The sequence below is a fragment of the Kitasatospora sp. NPDC048194 genome (assembly GCF_043202455.1).
GTDB lineage: Bacteria > Actinomycetota > Actinomycetes > Streptomycetales > Streptomycetaceae > Kitasatospora.
The window spans coordinates 327,722-343,925 of sequence record NZ_JBIDAK010000005.1 but is presented as its reverse complement, the minus strand read 5'-3'; the positions used below and the strand labels follow the sequence as shown (position 1 = coordinate 343,925).

General features: G+C 75.6%; 11 protein-coding genes. 7 read left to right on the top strand and 4 right to left on the bottom strand.

The window, feature by feature from the left end:
* A partial coding sequence (locus ACGF07_RS10095) for a serine protease (protein ID WP_392897052.1) occupies positions 1 to 951 on the bottom strand: 951 nt, incomplete at its 3' end.
* A 280-nt stretch (positions 952 to 1,231) separates the two neighbouring features.
* Here ACGF07_RS10095 and ACGF07_RS10090 point away from each other — a divergent pair.
* Both ACGF07_RS10090 and ACGF07_RS10085 read left to right on the top strand, forming a co-directional pair.
* Positions 1,232 to 2,353 (top strand): alpha/beta hydrolase, encoded by a 1,122-nt coding sequence (locus ACGF07_RS10090; RefSeq protein ID WP_392897050.1) that lies wholly within the window; start codon positions 1,232 to 1,234, stop codon positions 2,351 to 2,353.
* A 116-nt stretch (positions 2,354 to 2,469) separates the two neighbouring features.
* Positions 2,470 to 4,917 carry a glycosyltransferase family 39 protein gene (locus ACGF07_RS10085; RefSeq protein ID WP_392897048.1) on the top strand — a complete coding sequence of 816 codons (2,448 nt, stop codon included), beginning with the start codon at positions 2,470 to 2,472 and terminating at the stop codon, positions 4,915 to 4,917.
* 83 nt (positions 4,918 to 5,000) lie between these two features.
* On the opposite strand, the gene ACGF07_RS10080 is transcribed toward ACGF07_RS10085, so the two are convergent.
* Positions 5,001 to 6,617: an alpha/beta hydrolase gene (locus ACGF07_RS10080; protein ID WP_392897046.1), complete on the bottom strand. Its 1,617-nt coding sequence runs from the start codon at positions 6,615 to 6,617 to the stop codon at positions 5,001 to 5,003.
* Between the two features lie 197 nt (positions 6,618 to 6,814).
* A complete protein-coding gene (gene moaA / locus ACGF07_RS10075) occupies positions 6,815 to 7,825 on the bottom strand; it encodes a GTP 3',8-cyclase MoaA (protein ID WP_392897045.1) in 1,011 nt (336 codons plus the stop codon).
* 140 nt (positions 7,826 to 7,965) lie between these two features.
* On the opposite strand from moaA, the gene ACGF07_RS10070 reads away from it, so the two are divergent.
* The 5 genes from ACGF07_RS10070 to ACGF07_RS10050 all read left to right on the top strand — a co-directional run bounded on the left by ACGF07_RS10070 (position 7,966) and on the right by ACGF07_RS10050 (position 13,519).
* Positions 7,966 to 8,568: an NTP transferase domain-containing protein gene (locus ACGF07_RS10070; RefSeq protein ID WP_392897043.1), complete on the top strand. Its 603-nt coding sequence runs from the start codon at positions 7,966 to 7,968 to the stop codon at positions 8,566 to 8,568.
* Between the two features lie 186 nt (positions 8,569 to 8,754).
* The gene (locus tag ACGF07_RS10065) at positions 8,755 to 9,615 is read left to right on the top strand and encodes a hypothetical protein (RefSeq protein WP_350744810.1); all 861 of its coding nucleotides are present in this window, start codon (positions 8,755 to 8,757) and stop codon (positions 9,613 to 9,615) included.
* Between the two features lie 352 nt (positions 9,616 to 9,967).
* Positions 9,968 to 10,852, top strand: a complete 885-nt coding sequence (locus ACGF07_RS10060; protein WP_392897075.1) for a hypothetical protein — start codon at positions 9,968 to 9,970, stop codon at positions 10,850 to 10,852.
* Between the two features lie 160 nt (positions 10,853 to 11,012).
* Positions 11,013 to 12,212 (top strand): (2Fe-2S)-binding protein, encoded by a 1,200-nt coding sequence (locus tag ACGF07_RS10055; protein WP_392897041.1) that lies wholly within the window; start codon positions 11,013 to 11,015, stop codon positions 12,210 to 12,212.
* Between the two features lie 245 nt (positions 12,213 to 12,457).
* Positions 12,458 to 13,519, top strand: a complete 1,062-nt coding sequence (locus ACGF07_RS10050) for a DUF2637 domain-containing protein (protein WP_392897039.1) — start codon at positions 12,458 to 12,460, stop codon at positions 13,517 to 13,519.
* 314 nt (positions 13,520 to 13,833) lie between these two features.
* On the opposite strand, the gene ACGF07_RS10045 is transcribed toward ACGF07_RS10050, so the two are convergent.
* On the bottom strand, positions 13,834 to 16,086 hold the full coding sequence (locus tag ACGF07_RS10045; RefSeq protein WP_350744818.1) for a SpoIIE family protein phosphatase: 2,253 nt from the start codon (positions 16,084 to 16,086) through the stop codon (positions 13,834 to 13,836).
* Positions 16,087 to 16,204 lie beyond the last annotated feature (118 nt).

Sequence of the window (16,204 nt, the reverse complement as noted above, 5' to 3'; positions counted from 1 at the left end):
CGCCGGCAGCCCGGAAGCCGAGTACGACAGCGGAGCCGTCCCACCCGACGCCTTGATCTGCAGGTTCACCGAACCACCCACCGCGGTGGACTGGTCACCGGGGCTGCTGACCGTGACGGAGGAGCCGGTGCCGCCCGGCTTGGTGAGCAGGCAGCCGGGGAGGGTCAGGTCGACGGCGCGGGCGGAGTTCAGGCAGGTGGTGAACCAGTACGTCTCCTCGCCGTAGCTCTGGCCCTTGGTGACGGTGGTGGTGCCGTCGGCGGCGACCTCGCAGGGGTTGTTGAGGGTGCACATGGCGCCGTCGTCGTTGCCGGTGTTGTTGATGCCGATGATCCGCCCGCTCGAGGAGTCGATGATCGGCGAGCCGGAGGTGCCGTGGGTGGTGTTGCAGCCGGAGTTGTAGCGCAGCGAGTCGTGCCAGGTCCACTGGTCCTCGCGCAGGGTCGGTACGAACCCGTTGACGGAGCAGTTCCAGACCTGCTTCCAGTACGAGGACGGGATGTACATCGCGGCGCCGTTGGTGGGGTGGGCGTCGTTGATGGTCAGCGCGGTGACGCCGTACTTGGAGCTGAGCGACCCGAAGGTGTCGGTGAGGCGGTAGAGCGCGACGTCGGTGCCGGTCATCGTGGCGTAGATCACCTGGTCGCCGCGGACGGTGCCGAGGGTGTTGCCCGCACCGTCCAGCAGGGTGCCGCTGCGGCTGGCGCTCGCGTTCTGGATGACCTCGCCGGCCGACGGCATGGAGGGCAGGCAGTGCCCGTTGGTCAGCATCATCGCCCGGTCGCCGTCCACCGAGGCGGGGAACCGGACCAGCGCGGCCGAGCAGTCGTCCAGGGCGATGGTCGACGTCAGGTCGGCCGCCCGGACGGCGTGCGCGGGGGCGGCCGCCAGCACCAGCCCGCTCGCGACGACGGCACTCGTACCGGCCATCGCGACAAGTCTTTTGAACATGGCTCTCCTTGTGGGGGATCGCGGGGCGCACGACTGGTCGCCGACGCCCGCGCCGCACGAAGGTGCCATGGCCACCTCAAGGGGTCAACCGTTCTGGCCGAACTCGCCACCGGGTATCCGGTGTTGTGACGGCCTTCGGCAACCTCCCGTCCCGGTATGCCCGTTACGGGCACGGCCGACGGCACTGCCCGGCGCCTGCAGTGCCCGCCGCAGCTGCCGGCGGACGATCACCGACGGGGGCCCTCCGGACCCGCGGCCGGGGTCAACTACGATCGGGCCCGTGCTCAGTCTCACCGGCCTCCCCCTGCAGATCGCCGTCTCGGTCATCGCGGTCCTCGTCTTCGCCGCCACCATGTGGCTCTGGCCGCGGTTCGGCGGGAAGGGCTGGAAGGCCTGGCTGGGCCGGATCGGCGCGTTCCTGGCCACCCAGGTGTCGGTGCTGGCCGCGATGGGCCTGATCGCCAACAGCTACTTCGGGTTCTACAGCTCCTGGACCGACCTGCTCGGCACCAGCGGCGGGCTGGGCACGGTCGTGGACCACTCGCCGAACGCCGCCGGCGTGGCCGTCACCGGCCAGCAGAGCTTCTACTCGGCCCAGGGCTCGGATCCCGAGCGCTCCGGGCTGATCCAGAAGATCGACGTCAAAGGAGCCGGCAGCGGCCTGAGCACCGAGGCGTACGTCTACCTGCCGCCCCAGTACTTCCAGCCGGACTTCGCCAAGCAGCGCTTCCCGATGGCCCTGGTGCTCTCCGGGTACCCGGGCATCCCGGAGAAGCTGATCTCGCTGATGCAGTACCCGGCCTCCGCCCTCGACGCGATCGAGCGGAAGAAGCTGCCGCCGACGATCCTGGTGATGACCCGCCCCACCCTCGTCGGCGACCGCGACACCGAGTGCGTGGACGTGCCGAACGGCCCGCAGGTGGAGACCTTCTTCACCACCGACCTGCCCAAGGCCCTGGCGACGGCCTACCGGATCGGCACCGACCCGGCCAACCGGGCCGTGATCGGCAACTCCACCGGCGGCTACTGCGCGCTCAAGTTCGCGCTGCGCAAGCCCGACTCCTACCCCTCGGCGATCGCCCTCTCCGGCTACTACAGCGCGGCCCACGACCCGACCACCGGCGACCTGTTCGGCGGCAGCGACAAGCTGAAGCAGGAGAACGACCTGCTGTGGCGGCTGAAGAACCAGCCGCCCGTCCCGGTCAACCTGCTGCTGACCACCGCCAACGACGAGAACAACTACGCCGAGACCCAGGCCATGGTCGGAGCCTTCAAGGCCCCCACCAAGATGTCGACCATCACCCTGGACACCGCCGGCCACAACTTCCACACCTGGACCCGGGAGATCCCCCCGGCCCTGGAATGGCTGGGCCGGCACATCACCATGCCGCCCGCCGCGTGACCCCCGGGTGAAGAGCGCGCGAAGACCTCGCCCCTCCGGGTGAAACCGGACAGATCACACGCGTCTCACAGCCCCGTCTCACGGTTCTCTCAGTCGCGCCACGCACGGTATGGCGCATGACCACGAGCAGCTACTCCCCTCCAGCCGGCGACCCGTGGCCCGAGGCCGCGAACTACCCGCCACCGGAGGTGCCGCAGCCGGCCGCCGACCGGCCGGCGCCGGCGCCGCTCTTCCCCGAGCAGGCCCTGCCGCCCACCGGCCCGAAGGGCGTCGCCTCCTGGTCCGGACGGCTGCGCACCCTCCCGGCCCGCACCTGGCGAGGCCGCGCGGACGACCCGCGCTGGGTGCGCCCGGCCCTGCTGGCGCTGCTGGCCGCGACCGCCGTCCTCTACCTGTGGGGCCTGAGCGCCTCCGGGTGGGCCAACGCCTTCTACTCGGCCGCCGTCCAGGCCGGCAGCCGGAGCTGGAAGGCCTTCTTCTTCGGCTCCTCCGACGCCGCCAGCTTCATCACCGTCGACAAGCCCCCGGCGTCGCTGTGGCCGATGGCCCTCTCGGCCCGGATCTTCGGCCTCTCCTCCTGGTCCGTCCTCGCCCCGCAGGCGCTGATGGGCGCCGCCACCGTCGGCGTGCTGTACGCGACGGTGCGCCGCCGCTTCTCCCCGCTCGGCGGCCTGCTGGCCGGCGCCGCACTGGCGCTGACCCCGGTCGCCGCGCTGATGTTCCGCTTCAACAACCCCGACGCGCTCCTGGTGCTGCTGCTCACCCTGTCCGCGTACGGTCTGGTCCGGGCGATCGAGACGGCGAGCACCCGCTGGCTGCTGTTCACCGGGGCGATGTTCGGCTTCGCCTTCCTCACCAAGACGCTGGCGGCGTTCCTGATCCTGCCCGCCTTCGCGGTGATCTACCTGGTCGTGGCGCCCACCGGCTTCTGGCGGCGGGTTCGCCAGACCCTGCTCGCGGGCCTCGCGCTCCTCGTCTCCGGCGGCTGGTGGGTGGCGATCGTCGAGCTGCTGCCCGCCTCGGCCCGCCCGTACGTCGGCGGCTCGCAGGACAACGACTTCCTCTCGCTCACCTTCGGCTACAACGGCCTCGGCCGGGTCGACGGCAACGAGCGCGGCAGCGTGGGCGGCGGCGCCCGCTCCTTCGGGGCCAACCTGCCCGCCGGGCTCGACCTGCCCGGCGGGGCGGCGCGCGGCGGGATGCGGGGCGGCGGAGGCGGCTGGGGCCAGACCGGCATCACCCGCCTGTTCGGCTCGGACATCGGCGGGCAGATCGCCTGGCTGCTGCCGGCCGCGCTGATCCTGCTGGTGGTCGGCCTCTGGGCGACCCGCCGCTACGCCCGACCGGACACCGCCCGCGCGGCCTTCCTGGTCTGGGGCGGCTGGTTGGTCTCCACCGCGCTGATCTTCAGCTTCATGTCCGGGATCTTCCACCAGTACTACACGGTGGCGCTCGCCCCGGCGATCGCGGCACTGGTCGGCATGGGCGTGGACGGGCTGTGGCGCGCCCGGCACCGGCTGCCGTACGCACTGCTGCTGGCGGGCGTGCTCACGGTGACGGCGGGGTGGGCGTTCGTCCTGCTCGGGCGCAGCTCCGACTTCCTGCCCTGGCTGCGCTGGGCGGTGCTGGCGGGCGGCCTGGTCGCGGCGGCGGCGCTGGTGGCCGGACAGGTCGCCGGGCGGGTGTCCGGCCGGACGGGCGCCCGGATCGCCTCGGTGGCGGGCGTGGTGGGCCTGGCGGCGGCGCTCGGCGGTCCGGCGGCGTACGCGGTGGACACCGTGGACACCGCGCACACCGGCTCGATCGTCACCGCCGGCCCCGGGGTGAAGGGCGCCTTCGGGCCGGGCGGCGGCGGGCGCAGGGGCGGCCAGGGCTTCCCGGGCAGCGGCCGGATGTTCGGCCAGGGCGGCCAGGACGGCTTCGGTCAGGGCGGCTTCGGTCAGGGCGGCGTGGGTGGTCTCAACGGCCAGGGCAGCCAGGGCAGCCAGGGCCGGGGCGGCGGCCAGGGCACGCACGGCAGGAACGGCTTCGCCGGCGGCATGGCCGGCGGCCTCCCCGGCCTCCCCGGCTTCCCCGGCGCGCAGGCCCCGGGGGGCTCGGACGGCGCTCCCGGCGGTTCCTCCGGCGGCCAGGGCGGCGCAGCGGGCGGCGGCATGGGCGGCGGCATGGGCGGCCTGCTCGGCGGCACCAAGGTCAGCGACGAGGCCGCGGCGCTGCTCTCCCAGGACGCCGACCGCTTCACCTGGGCGGCCGCCACGACCGGCTCGCAGAACGCCGCCAGCTACCAGCTGGCCACCGGCAAGCCGGTGATGGCGCTCGGCGGCTTCAACGGGACGGACCCCTCGCTCAGCCTGGCCGGCTTCCAGAAGTACGTCCAGGAGGGCAAGGTGCACTGGTTCATCGGCGGCGGCTCGCACCGCGGCTTCGGTGCCGGAGCCGGTGAGGGTGGCGAGGGCGGCCAGGAGACCGAGTCCGCGCAGATCGAGTCCTGGGTCACCAGCCACTTCACCGCCAGGACGGTCGGCGGAGCGACGTTCTACGACCTGACGGCCCCGACCTCCTGACTCCGACTCCCCCGGGGGGGGCCCCCCCCCCCCCGGGGGGCCCCCCCCCCGCGCCCCCCCCCCCCCCCCCGTCCCGTTCCCGCTCAGTCGGAGGGGCAGCGGGCGCCGGCCGCCGGCATCCGGCCGTCCACCAGGAAGGCGGTCACGGCGTCGCGCACGCAGCCGCTCTTGTCGTACGCGGTGTGCCCGTCGCCGTCCCGGGTGAGCAGCACGCCGTGCGGCAGACCGGCCGCCAGCCGCTGCGCCCACGAGTAGGGGGTGACCGGGTCGCCGGTGGAGCCGATCACCAGGATCGGGGCGCTGCCGGGCGCGGTCACGGTGTGCGGCTGCTCGGGCGAACGGTACGGCCAGGGGCGGCAGTCCGGGAGGAACAGCGTGGCCGCCGGGTCGTGCCGGGTGGTCAGGGGCGCCTTGGCGGCGAGCTCGGCGAAAGTCTCCGCCACGTCCCGCGCGGTGGGTGCCATCGGGGCGTCCGCGCAGTGGATGGCCGCGAAGGCGTCCGCCGCGGTCACGTAGCTCCCCTCCTCCGTACGGCCGTTGGCGCCGTCGGCGAGCTTGAGCAGGTCGTCGGCGGCACCGTGGGCGAAGGCCGGCTCCAGGGCGCCGCGCAGACGCTGCCAGGAGCGGCCGCCGTCGCTCAGCACGTCGAGGACGCCGGCCCAGCCGAGCGCGGCGGTGAGGGTGCGGCCGTCGGAGGCGGTCAGCGGGTGGTCCTTGAGGCCGTCGAGGAAGTCGGCGAGCCGGTTCGGGGCGGTGGCCGGGTCGTCGCCGAACGGGCACCGGTCCGCGTCGGTCCCGGCACCGGCACCGGCACCGGCACCGGCGGCCGCATCGGCAGCGGCGGCGGCGCAGTCGGTGGCGAAGGCCCGGAACTCGGCCTCCATGGCGACGGCCTGTTCGCCGTTGAGGCGCAGCAGGTCCGTGCTGCGCTCGACGGCGCCGTCGAGGACGAGCCGGCCGGTGCGGTCGGGGAACTCCTCGGCGTAGAGGGCGCCGAGGTAGGTGCCGTAGGAGAGGCCGAGGAAGTCGAGCTTGCGCTCGCCGAGGGCGCCGCGCAGCACGTCCATGTCGCGGGCGCTGTCGCGGGTGCCGAGGTGCGGCAGGAGATCGGCGTAGCGGGCAGCGCAGGCGTCGGCGAGGGTGCGGCCGTGCTCGTAGGCCGGGTCGTCGGTGCGCGTCCACTCGTCGCGGGTGCGGTCGTCCAGGCAGTGCACGGGGGTGGTGTCGCCGGCGCCGCGCGGGTCGAAGCCGACCAGGTCGTAGCGGTCGTGCAGGGCGGCGAAGCCCCTCCAGCGCCAGCGGGCCATGCCGACGCCGGAGCCGCCGGGGCCGCCGGGGTTGAGCAGCAGGGAGCCGATCCGCCCGCCGGGGTCGGCAGCGGGGACCCGGGCGACCGCGACCTCGACGGTGCGGCCGCCGGGGTCGGCGTAGTCCAGCGGGACCTTGAGGCGGGCGCACTGCACGACGGGCTCGTCCTGGTCGGCGTCGCCCTGGTCGGGGCAGGGGGCCCAGTCGATCCGCTGGTCGTAGAAGCCCTCCAGGGCCGGGGAGGTGCCCGCGGCGACCCGCTCGGCGAGCGGCGGGCGGCTCGCCGGGGCGACCGGCGCGCGCTGGCCGGCCGGGGCGCTGCAGCCGGCCGGGAGGGCGAGCAGGAGGGCGGCGAGCGCGGGCAGGGCGCGCCGCGGGAGGCGGAGGGTCATCGGGGCCACCGCCCACGAATACCACCCGGGTACCACCCGTGCCGCACCCGGGGCGCACCGCACCCGGCGCCGAACGCCGAGCGCCGGTCGTCAGCCACCGGTCGACGGGCGTCAGCCGTCAGGCCGTCGGACGCGAGGCCCGCGGACGTCAACCACCGGCCGTCAGCCGTCAACCTTCGGACGTCAACTTTCGGACGTCAGCCGCCGATCGCGGACATCGGGCGCTCCGGCCGGACGAAGTCGACGCTGTTGACGGCGTGTCCGGGGCCCTTGCCGGCCACCGAGAGCCGCCAGGCCGCCTCGATCCGGTCGTCGTCCGCGCCGCCGCGCAGCAGGGCCCGCAGGTCCGACTCCTCGGTGGCGAACAGGCAGTTGCGCAACTGCCCGTCGGCGGTGAGCCGCACCCGGTCGCAGCCGCCGCAGAACGGCCGGGTGACGGAGGCGATCACCCCGACCACCGCCTCCGTGCCGGCGATCCGCCACTCCTCCGCCGGCGCGTTGCCGTGCCGCCCGACGGGCACCAGGTCGAAGCGCTCGCCGAGCCGCGCGAGGATCTCGTCCGCCGTCACCATCGTGTCCCGCTCCCAGGCGCCCTGGGCGTCCAACGGCATGGACTCGATGAAGCGCATCCGGTAGCCGTGCCGGACGGCGAACTCGACCAGCGGCACGATCTCGTCGTCGTTGACCCCGCGCACCGGCACCGCGTTGATCTTCACCGGGTCCAGTCCGGCGGCCTTCGCGGCGGCGAGCCCCGCGAACACGTCGTCGATCCGGTCCCGCCGGGTGAGCGCCGCAAAGCGCTCGGGCCGGAGCGTGTCCAGACTGACGTTGACCCGCCGCAGCCCGGCCTCCCGCAAGGGGACGGCGGTGCGGGCCAGGCCGATCCCGTTGGTCGTCAGCGACAGCTCCACTCCCAGCGCCGCCAGCCGCCCGATCAGCCCCACCACGCCGCGCCGCAGCAGCGGCTCGCCGCCCGTCAGCCGCACCGAGCGGATCCCCAGCCGCTCGGCGGCGATCCGCACCAGCCGCACCACCTCGTCGTCGCCCAGCACCGAGTCCCGGGTGAGCCAGTCCAGCCCCTCCGCCGGCATGCAGTAGGTGCAGCGCAGGTTGCAGCGGTCGGTCAGCGAGACCCGCAGATCGGTGTGGGCCCGGCCGAAGCGGTCCACCAGCGGGCGCCGCGGCTCGGGGTGCGGTGCGGTGTTCATCGACCCAGTACAGAGCCCGGGCGGCCCCGGGGCCAGCGGCCGAACCACCGGGGAGCGCCCGCGACCTGCGCCTTCGCCTTGTGGATTCGTACAACCCGGGGGTGCTGCGCGGCCCCGCCCCGGCGGGGCAGGCTGGGGCCATGCAGAACACAGCAGCCGCCGTCCCGGCCCTCGTCCTCGCCGCCGGGGGCGGGCGCCGGCTGGGCGGGCGGCCCAAGGCGCTGATCCGGTACGCGGGCCGTCCGCTGGTGGAGCACGCGGTGGCGACCGTACGGGCCGGCGGCTGCCCGGACGTCACGGTGGTGCTCGGCGCGGACGCCGGGCGGGTGCGGACCACCGCCCACCTGCCGGGCTGCCGGCTGGTGGCCAATCCCGACTGGGCCGAGGGCATGGGCTCCTCGCTGCGGGCCGGACTGGCCGCACTGCCGTCCGGCGCCCCGGCGGTGCTGGTGATGCTGGTGGACACCCCGGGCGTGACCCCCGCCGCGGTGGCCCGGCTGCTGGCCGCCCACCGGGCGGGCGCCGAACTGGCCGCGGCGGCCTACGGGGGGCGGCGCGGCCACCCGGTGCTGATCGGCGCCCGGCACCTCGCCGAAGCGGCCGCGGGAGCCCGCGGCGACGCCGGGGCCCGCGCCCTGCTGGCGGCGCACGCCGGGGAGCTCGTCCTGGTCGAGTGCGCGGACGTCGCCGTCCCGGACGACCTGGACACCCCCGCCGACCTGGAACGCTGGTCCGCGCGCTGATCACCCCCCGGGACACCGCCGGGACGCCGGCGCACATCCTCCCCACGGCGGGTGTCAGGATCGCCCTACCCGGGCACCATCCCCTGATCCACCCCTGAGGATTGCCCCATTCCGCGCCCAGAACCGGGCGTTTCGGGGAGCATGGGAACCGTCCCACCTCCCCGACACCGACGGACGGAGCCCGCGATGGCCGGATTGCCCGACGACTTCACCGGACACGACCCCGCGCTGCCAGGGCCGGGGACAGGTGGTGGCGCCCGGGCGATCCGCTGCCCCGCCTGCCGCCGCGAGCACCTCTACGAGCCGCCGTCGCTGCCGTGCCCGTGCGGCGCCTCGCTGAAGGTGCCGCTGCTGCGCGGCGGGGTGCCGGTGCAGGTGCGGTTCCGCTCCTGGGAGGACTCCTGGCTGAGCATGCGCTGTCCGCACTGCGGCCGCTCCGACCAGTGGCCGCAGCCCGAGTTCACCTGCAACTGCGGCGCCACCGTCCGGCTCCCGGTGGACCGCGCCACCCGGCTGGGCAGCGGCACGGCCGGCCCGCTGGCCGCTCCCGGTGCGCCGACCACCCGCCCGCACCCGGCGCACCCGATGAGCGCCCCGGTGCCGACCCCGCCCGCGCCGCCCGGCGGGTCCGCCGGACGCCCCCGACCGTTCCGCCACCGCGCGCCGTTCCGCCCCCACCCGGTGCGGACCTCGCAGGACGCGGTGTTCACCGCCGCCCGCTACCTGGAGTGGCTGGGCTTCGACGACCTGGAGCTGACGGAGGCCCAGGAACGCGACGGGGTCACCCTGCTGGGCAGCCGGATGGTCGCCCAGGTGGACACCTGGACGGAGCCGGCCGATGTGAAGTCCGTCGAGTGCCTGTGGCTGCAGACGCTGCACGCCGAGGAGATGGCCGCCGCCATGTTCACCCTGGCGGGTTACTCGCACCAGGCCACCGTGCGCGGGGAACAGCTGCTGGTCGCCCTGTTCAGCCTCGACCTGGCCGGCGTCCCGCAGCCCGCCAACGGCGCCGCGGAGGCCCTGATGGAGACCGGCTGGACCTCCTGACCCGCCCGCGGGATCGCCTCCCGACCCGCCTGCGGGCCCGCCTCCGGGCCCGTCCCGTGGCCCGCCCCCGCCCCGTGGACCGCCCCTGCCTCCTGACGCCCCGGCCGCCTCGGCGTCCGTCCGCGGGCCGCAGGCGGGCGGATCCGGGAACGGCTGCGGGCGGCCCGCGGACCGCCCGGGGGTGCCGAGCCGTTCCACTAGATCATTTCCCCGGGAAAAGCAACAACCTCCGCTCGTGATCTGGTGCACAAGCTCACCCCCGTGTTGAATTGCCGCCACAGCGCGGGCCGTCCGCCCTGCCGTCACCATGCGAACGACCGTGGCGGCGGGGCCGCACGGCCGGCCCGCGCCCATGCCGGATGGCGCACACAAGGAGGTGGCGTTGTCGGAGCACGGATGGGGCCCGGGCGATCCGGACGGGCGGGGGCGGGCGGCGACAGGGGAACCGGGCGACACCGTGTGGCGGTTACGCTCCCGGGGCTGCTGGCAGGAGGCCGCCGAACTGCTGCGCCCGAGCGCCGAACACGACCCCGCGGCCGCCCTCGCGCGGGCCGAACTCCTCATCGAGCAGTGCCTGTTCACCGCCGCCCACTGGACCCAGGCGGAGCAGGCGCTACGACTGGCCGAGGCGCTCGCCCAGGGCACCGAGCAACGGGCGGCCGCGGCCTGCGCCCGCGGCTTCCTGGCGTACCTGGCCAGCGTGCTCGGCCTCCGCGACCGGCTGGACGAGGCGCAGGCCGCGCTCGGCCGCACCTCGGCGCTGCTGCCGCCGGACGCGCCGGGCCGCCCGCTGCTGGACTTCCGGCGCGGACTCGTCGCCGAGAACCTGCTGCGCGACCGCGGCGCCGCCTGGATCGCCTACCGCCGGGCGCACGAGGGTGCGGGGGAGCGCGGGGACGAACTGCTGCGCTCCTACACCTGGCGGCACCTGGCGGCGCTGGCGCTCTCGCGCGGGGAGCGCGGGAACGCCAGGGAGGGGTTCGACGCCTCCCTGCGGCTGCGCGAGCAACTCGGCTTCACGGTGGGGGTGGCGCCGGCGCTCGCGGCGCTCGCCGAGGTGTCCGAGCCTGCCGAGGCCGCCCGGCTGCGGGCCGAGGCCGCCCGACTGGTCCACGCCCTGGGCGGGGTGCCGGTCTGGCTCGCGCGCCAACTGGGCACCACCCAGGGCGCCGTTCCGACGCCGGCGCCTCCCCCGACCGGACGCATCGCCGACGAGACCTGGGGCGCCATCAGCTAAGGTGAGGCTAACCTGTCCGGAGTGAGCAGCGCCCCGGACAGGTCGCCTTGCCGTTCCCCGGGCACCGCCCTGCCCCGGTCCGGCCGGGCCCGGCGCCGTACGCCGCCGGGCCCGCCGGTGCACCGCCCGGCGGGCCCGGTCGACCCGATGGGGGCCGCCCATGACCGCGAGCAGCACCCGGCCCGGCCCCGCGCCGTACGCCCCCCGCACCGCCGGGGCGCGCGCCCACGCCCCCGCACCGGACTCCCCCACTCCCTGCGCGCCCTCGTACAACCGGCTGGCCGTGCTCGACCCGGTCGTACGGGTGCGCTGCGCACCGCCCCGGCCGGGCGACGGCCGACCGGACTCCGCCGCCCCCGCGGCCGCCCGCCTGATCCCCGCCGGGCCGATCTCCGCCGGCCCGACCGCCCCCGACCGGACCGGCGCCGGCCCGGTCGCCGCAGGCCTGGCCTCCGCCGGCCTGGCCACGGCCGGCCTGACCATCGCCGACCTGGCCGCGGAGCCCGCGGCGGTGCGCGCCTGGATCGCCCACGACGCCCGGGAGGGCCTCGCCCGCTACGGGCGGCCGCTGCGCCCGGACGTGGCGGCCGGCTTCGGGCTGCACCGCTTCGTCTGGCCGGTCTCGCTGCTGTTCACCGTGCCGTGGTTCCTGGAGCGGCGCGTCCCGCTGCTCGGCCCGGGAGACGTCTCGGTGCGCCGGGCAGCGGTCTGGGGCTCGGGCGCGGACTCGGGCTCTGATTCAGGAGCGGACTCGGGAGCGGGCTCGAGTCCGGGCCCGGTGGAGCTGACCGTCCGGCCGGAGGCCTTCGTCTGCCTGCCGGACGACCCCGCGGCCGCGTCGCCGCAGGCCCGCACCGCGCCGGACGAGGAGGCGCTGGCCGCCGAACTGCGCCGCGCGCTGGGAGAGTTCCTCGAACCGGTCCTGGCCGCCTTCGCTCCGGCGGTGCGGCGCGGCCCGCGCGTGCTGTGGGCGATGGCCACCGACGCGGTGGTCGAGGGACTCGGGTACGCGGGCGGGCTGCTCGGGGAGCGGGAGCGCGAGCGGGCGCGCGCCGAGCTGACCGTGCTGCTGGCGCCCGGGGAGCCCACCGCGTGCGCGCCCGGCGCGGGGCGGTGCCCCGCTGCCGCCCCCGCACCCTTCACCCCGGGCGCGGGGTTCACGGAGCCGGCGCCCGCACCAACGGCCGCCCCAGACGGAGCGGGCGGCGCGGTGAGCCGCCCGGCGGACACCGCGGACGGTCCGGCGGGGGGCGCGGACGGTGCTTCGGACACCGACCGAGCCCGGGCCAGTTGCTGCCTCGTGTACACCGTCGAGCCCGCCGACATGTGCGGCGGCTGCCCCCGGATCCGGCGGCGCTGAGCGGCACCGCCTCCGGGTCACGCGAGGTTGACGAAAATACGTCCGACAACGAATCGGGAAAGCCCGGGATTTCGGGAGAAATCCGGTTCGGATTCATATGACGATCCGATTGACGCCGGGCCGAAGGTCCCTCTCTCCAGCGCATTGACGACGAATCAGCCGTTCCCCCGCCACGCATCCGCCATGATGGTCCCCGCCATCACGGCGCAGGAACGCGACGCAGGAAAGCGAGGCTGGTTCCGGCGATGAAATTGTCCGACATACCGCTCGGCTGGGCCGTCACCGGGGTTGCGGGGCTGCTGGTCAGCGCGCTCCTGGTGGCCCTGGCCCGGAGCCGGGGATCCGCTTCCGCCGCCGGCGCGGATTCCTGGGAGCGTTCCGAGGAACGGCGCCGCCACAAGGAATCCCTGTACGGCGCGGCCTCGTACACGCTGCTGTTCTGCTGCGCCGGGGTCGCGGCCGCACTGTCCTTCCACGGGCTGGTCGGCTTCGGCGTGCAGAACCTCGGTCTCTCCGGCGGCTGGGAGTACCTCGTCCCGTTCGGCCTCGACGGCGCCGCGATGTTCTGCTCGGTGCTCGCCGTCCGGGAGGCCAGCCACGGTGACGCCGCGCTCGGCTCCCGGCTGCTGGTCTGGCTGTTCGCCGGTGCCTCCGCCTGGTTCAACTGGGTGCACGCCCCGCGCGGCTTCGGCCACGCCGGCGCCCCCCAGTTCTTCTCCGGCATGTCGCTGTCCGCGGCGATCCTCTTCGACCGGGCACTCAAGCAGACCCGCCGGGCCGCGCTGCGCGAACAGGGCCTGGTGCCCCGCCCGTTGCCGCAGATCCGCATCGTCCGCTGGCTGCGCGCCCCGCGCGAGACCTACGCGGCCTGGTCGCTGATGCTGCTGGAGGGCGTGCGCAGCCTGGACGAGGCGGTGGACGAGGTCCGCGAGGACAAGCGGGAGCGGGCCCTGGAGAAGGAGCGCCGCAGGCTCGCGGGCCGCCGTGAGCGGGCCGAGATCCGGGCGCTCAACCGGGGCGGGCACTGGCGCGGACGCGGCGGCGGTGCACGGCAGTTGGAGTCCGGCTCGGAGCCCGCCATAGCCGGCGGGTCCGACTCGGAGCGGCCCGAGGTGACGGCCGCAGCTCCCCGCGAGGGCGGCCCGCGCGAGGTCGGCGCGGCCGAGGGCACCGTCGTCCAGCCGGGCCTGCCGGCCCGCCCGGAGCGGCGCACCATCGACCTCACCGTGGACGAGGACACCGTCACGCTCCCCCGGCTGGACTCGCTGGAGCGCAAACTCAAGGACCTGGAGCAGCAGTTCGGCTAGTCCCTGGGGGGCGGCCCCGCGGAATCGTCCCCGGCCGCCCCGGGTCGGTTCGGTTCCGGAGGCCGGGCGTGAGGACCACCTCGGCGTGGCGGCCTTCCCCTGTTCGACGCGTTCGCTCCCCAACCGACGCATAGGAAGTCGACCCGGCCGACTTCCCCTCCCCACCACTCACCCCGGCACCGAGGAGCCGGTCCGCGCTCGGCGAGCGCCCGGGCAGCTGGAGTACCAGCCACGGCAACGGCGGCGGCGGTGACATCGCGGACATCGCCGACACCGACGGCTCCGGACGCCGACCGCCGCGGCGGCGCCTCCGCTCAGGCGGCGCTCGCCCCGCTGAGTTCGAACCACATCCGCTTGCCGGAGCCGCGCGGCTCCACGCCCCAGGCGTCCGCCAGTGCCTCGACCAGCATCAGTCCGCGCCCGGAGGAGGCCTGCTCGCCCGGCGTGCGGCGGGTCGGCCACAGGTCGGACTCGTCCTCGACCTCGACCCGCAGCCGGGCCCGGCCGCCGTCCGACTCCGGCTCCCGGTAGAGCCGGGCGGTGAACATGGCGTCCCGGTCGGTGTGCCGGATGGCGTTGGTCACCAGCTCGGAGGAGAGCAGTTCGGCGGTGTCGATGAACTCGGCGACGCCCCAGCGGCGCAGCGCGTCGCGCAGTTCGGCGCGGACCTCGGCGACCCGCGCGAGGTCGGCCTGGCCGATCCGGCGGCGCAGCTGCTGGGTGGTGAGCCCACCTGCCGGGCCGTCCCAGCGCAGGAGCAGCAGCGCTATGTCGTCCTCGCGCTCGCTGGAGTCGGCGGCCTGGGAGGCGATCCGGTCGGCCAGGTCCTCGAGCGGGTCGCGGGCGGCCTCCTCGGCGGCCGGCAGCGGGCGGGCGAGGGCGCGGGTGAGCCGGCCGATGCCCTCGTCAAGGTCCATGCCGCGGGCCTCGACCAGGCCGTCGGTGCACAGCAGCACCGTCTCGCCCGGGTCCAGGCTGAACCGGGTGACCCGGTACTCCTGGTCCGGGTCGATGCCCAGCGGCAGTCCGCCGGCCACCGGCACCACGGCGGCGGTGCCGTCGGCGCGGCGCACCACCGGGTCGAGGTGGCCGGCCCGCACCGCGTAGACCACGCCGTAGTCCACGTTGACCTCGGCGTAGGTGCAGGTGGCGAAGTGGTCGGTGTCCAGGTCGGCGAGGAAGCGGGAGGCCCGGGCCATCACCGCGGCGGGCGGGTGGCCCTCCGCCGCGTAGGCGCGCAGCGCGATCCGCAGCTGGCCCATGATGCCGGCGGCGTGCACGTCATGGCCCTGGACGTCGCCGATCACCAGGCCGACGTGCCCGCCGGGCAGCGGCACCACGTCGTACCAGTCGCCGCCGATCTGCAGGCCGGAGCCGGCCGCGAGGTAGCGCACGGCGGTGGTCACCCCGGGCACGGAGGGGACGGTGCGCGGCAGCATCACCCGCTGCAGGCCGGCCGCCAGCTCGTGCTCGGCGTCGTGCAGCCGGGCCCGGGCCAGCGACTGGGCGACCAGCCCGCCCAGGGTGGTCAGCAGGGTGCGCTCGTCGGCGTCCAGTTCCCGCTCGTCGTCGAAGCTGACCACGCAGACGCCGATCGGCCGGCCGCTGGCCACCAGCGGCAGGTAGGCCCAGGAGCCGCGGCCGGTGCGGTTGGTCTGCTCCCAGACGTCGGCGTAGCGGTCGCGGAACTCCTCGCGGTTGGAGACGAACACCGGCGTGCGGTGCTTGAGCGCCTCGGCGGCCGGGTGGCCGGGCGGCAGCACGGCGCGGTCCCAGACGGCGAGCGACTCCGAGCGGTAGCCGGAGGCGCCCAGGATCTGCGCCCGGCCGGCCTCGAAGGAGGCGAGCACCAGGCCGTCCGGCGGCAGACCGGGCAGCGGCAGTTCGGTGAAGACCCGGGCCACGTCCCGGACGGTGACGGCCTCGGAGAGGGCGCGGGCGGCCTCCTTGATGAACCGGGAGCGCTCCTCGCGCAGCAGGGCGAGCCGGTCGGCGCGGTCGCGCTTGTGCAGTTCGACGGTGGCGTCCCAGACGAAGCCCACCATCCGGGAGGCGCGGCCGAAGGCGTCCGCGAGGACCCGGCCGCGGAAGCGCACCGCCCGCATCGTGCCGTTCGGCCCGACGGTGCGGTAGTAGGCGCCGCACTGGCCCAGTTCGGCCACCGCCCGCTCGACCCGGCGGCGCACCACGGGTGCGTCCTCGGGGTGCAGCAGGGACATGAAGGAGGCAGCGGTGCGGTCGAAGCGGCTGCGTTCGACGTCGTCCAGGCCGATGATCGCGCAGGCGCGCTGGTCGCCCTCCAGGACGTCGCGGCGGATGTCCCAGTCGAAGGAGCCGATGCCGTTGGCGGCCATCGCGGGCTCCAGCCAGTCCGGCATGGAGTCGGTGGAGGAGGGCGGCAGGCCGCCGGACAGCACGGGTGCCAGTCGTCCGGAGGCGAGCACGGGGGGCGTGCGCAGCTGGCTCCGGCGGGAGGCCTGCGCGGGCGGGCGGGCGGCTCGCGGCGGCTCCACGGCGGGCGCGCCGGGAGGAAGGGCCGGCCCCGGCGACTCGGGCTCAGTGGGCATGCTGCTCCTGCCGCTGCCGTGGCGGACCGCGCCGACCGTCCGGACGGGCCGCGTGGCGGTGTGATGGGTCGTGCTGGATCGGACGGTGCCGACGGACGGTGGTCAGTCGAGGTTCGGG

Excerpts from the sequence above, each read along its gene's own strand:
- ACGF07_RS10080 (WP_392897046.1), bottom strand. The coding sequence starts at position 6,617 with ATGACCCTCCGCCTCCCGCGGCGCGCCCTGCCCGCGCTCGCCGCCCTC.
- ACGF07_RS10065 (WP_350744810.1), top strand. The coding sequence starts at position 8,755 with ATGGCCGGATTGCCCGACGACTTCACCGGACACGACCCCGCGCTGCCA.
- ACGF07_RS10050 (WP_392897039.1), top strand. The coding sequence starts at position 12,458 with ATGAAATTGTCCGACATACCGCTCGGCTGGGCCGTCACCGGGGTTGCG.
- ACGF07_RS10055 (WP_392897041.1), top strand. The coding sequence starts at position 11,013 with ATGACCGCGAGCAGCACCCGGCCCGGCCCCGCGCCGTACGCCCCCCGC.
- ACGF07_RS10045 (WP_350744818.1), bottom strand. The coding sequence starts at position 16,086 with ATGCCCACTGAGCCCGAGTCGCCGGGGCCGGCCCTTCCTCCCGGCGCG.
- ACGF07_RS10060 (WP_392897075.1), top strand. The coding sequence starts at position 9,968 with ATGCCGGATGGCGCACACAAGGAGGTGGCGTTGTCGGAGCACGGATGG.
- ACGF07_RS10070 (WP_392897043.1), top strand. The coding sequence starts at position 7,966 with ATGCAGAACACAGCAGCCGCCGTCCCGGCCCTCGTCCTCGCCGCCGGG.
- moaA (WP_392897045.1), bottom strand. The coding sequence starts at position 7,825 with ATGAACACCGCACCGCACCCCGAGCCGCGGCGCCCGCTGGTGGACCGC.
- ACGF07_RS10085 (WP_392897048.1), top strand. The coding sequence starts at position 2,470 with ATGACCACGAGCAGCTACTCCCCTCCAGCCGGCGACCCGTGGCCCGAG.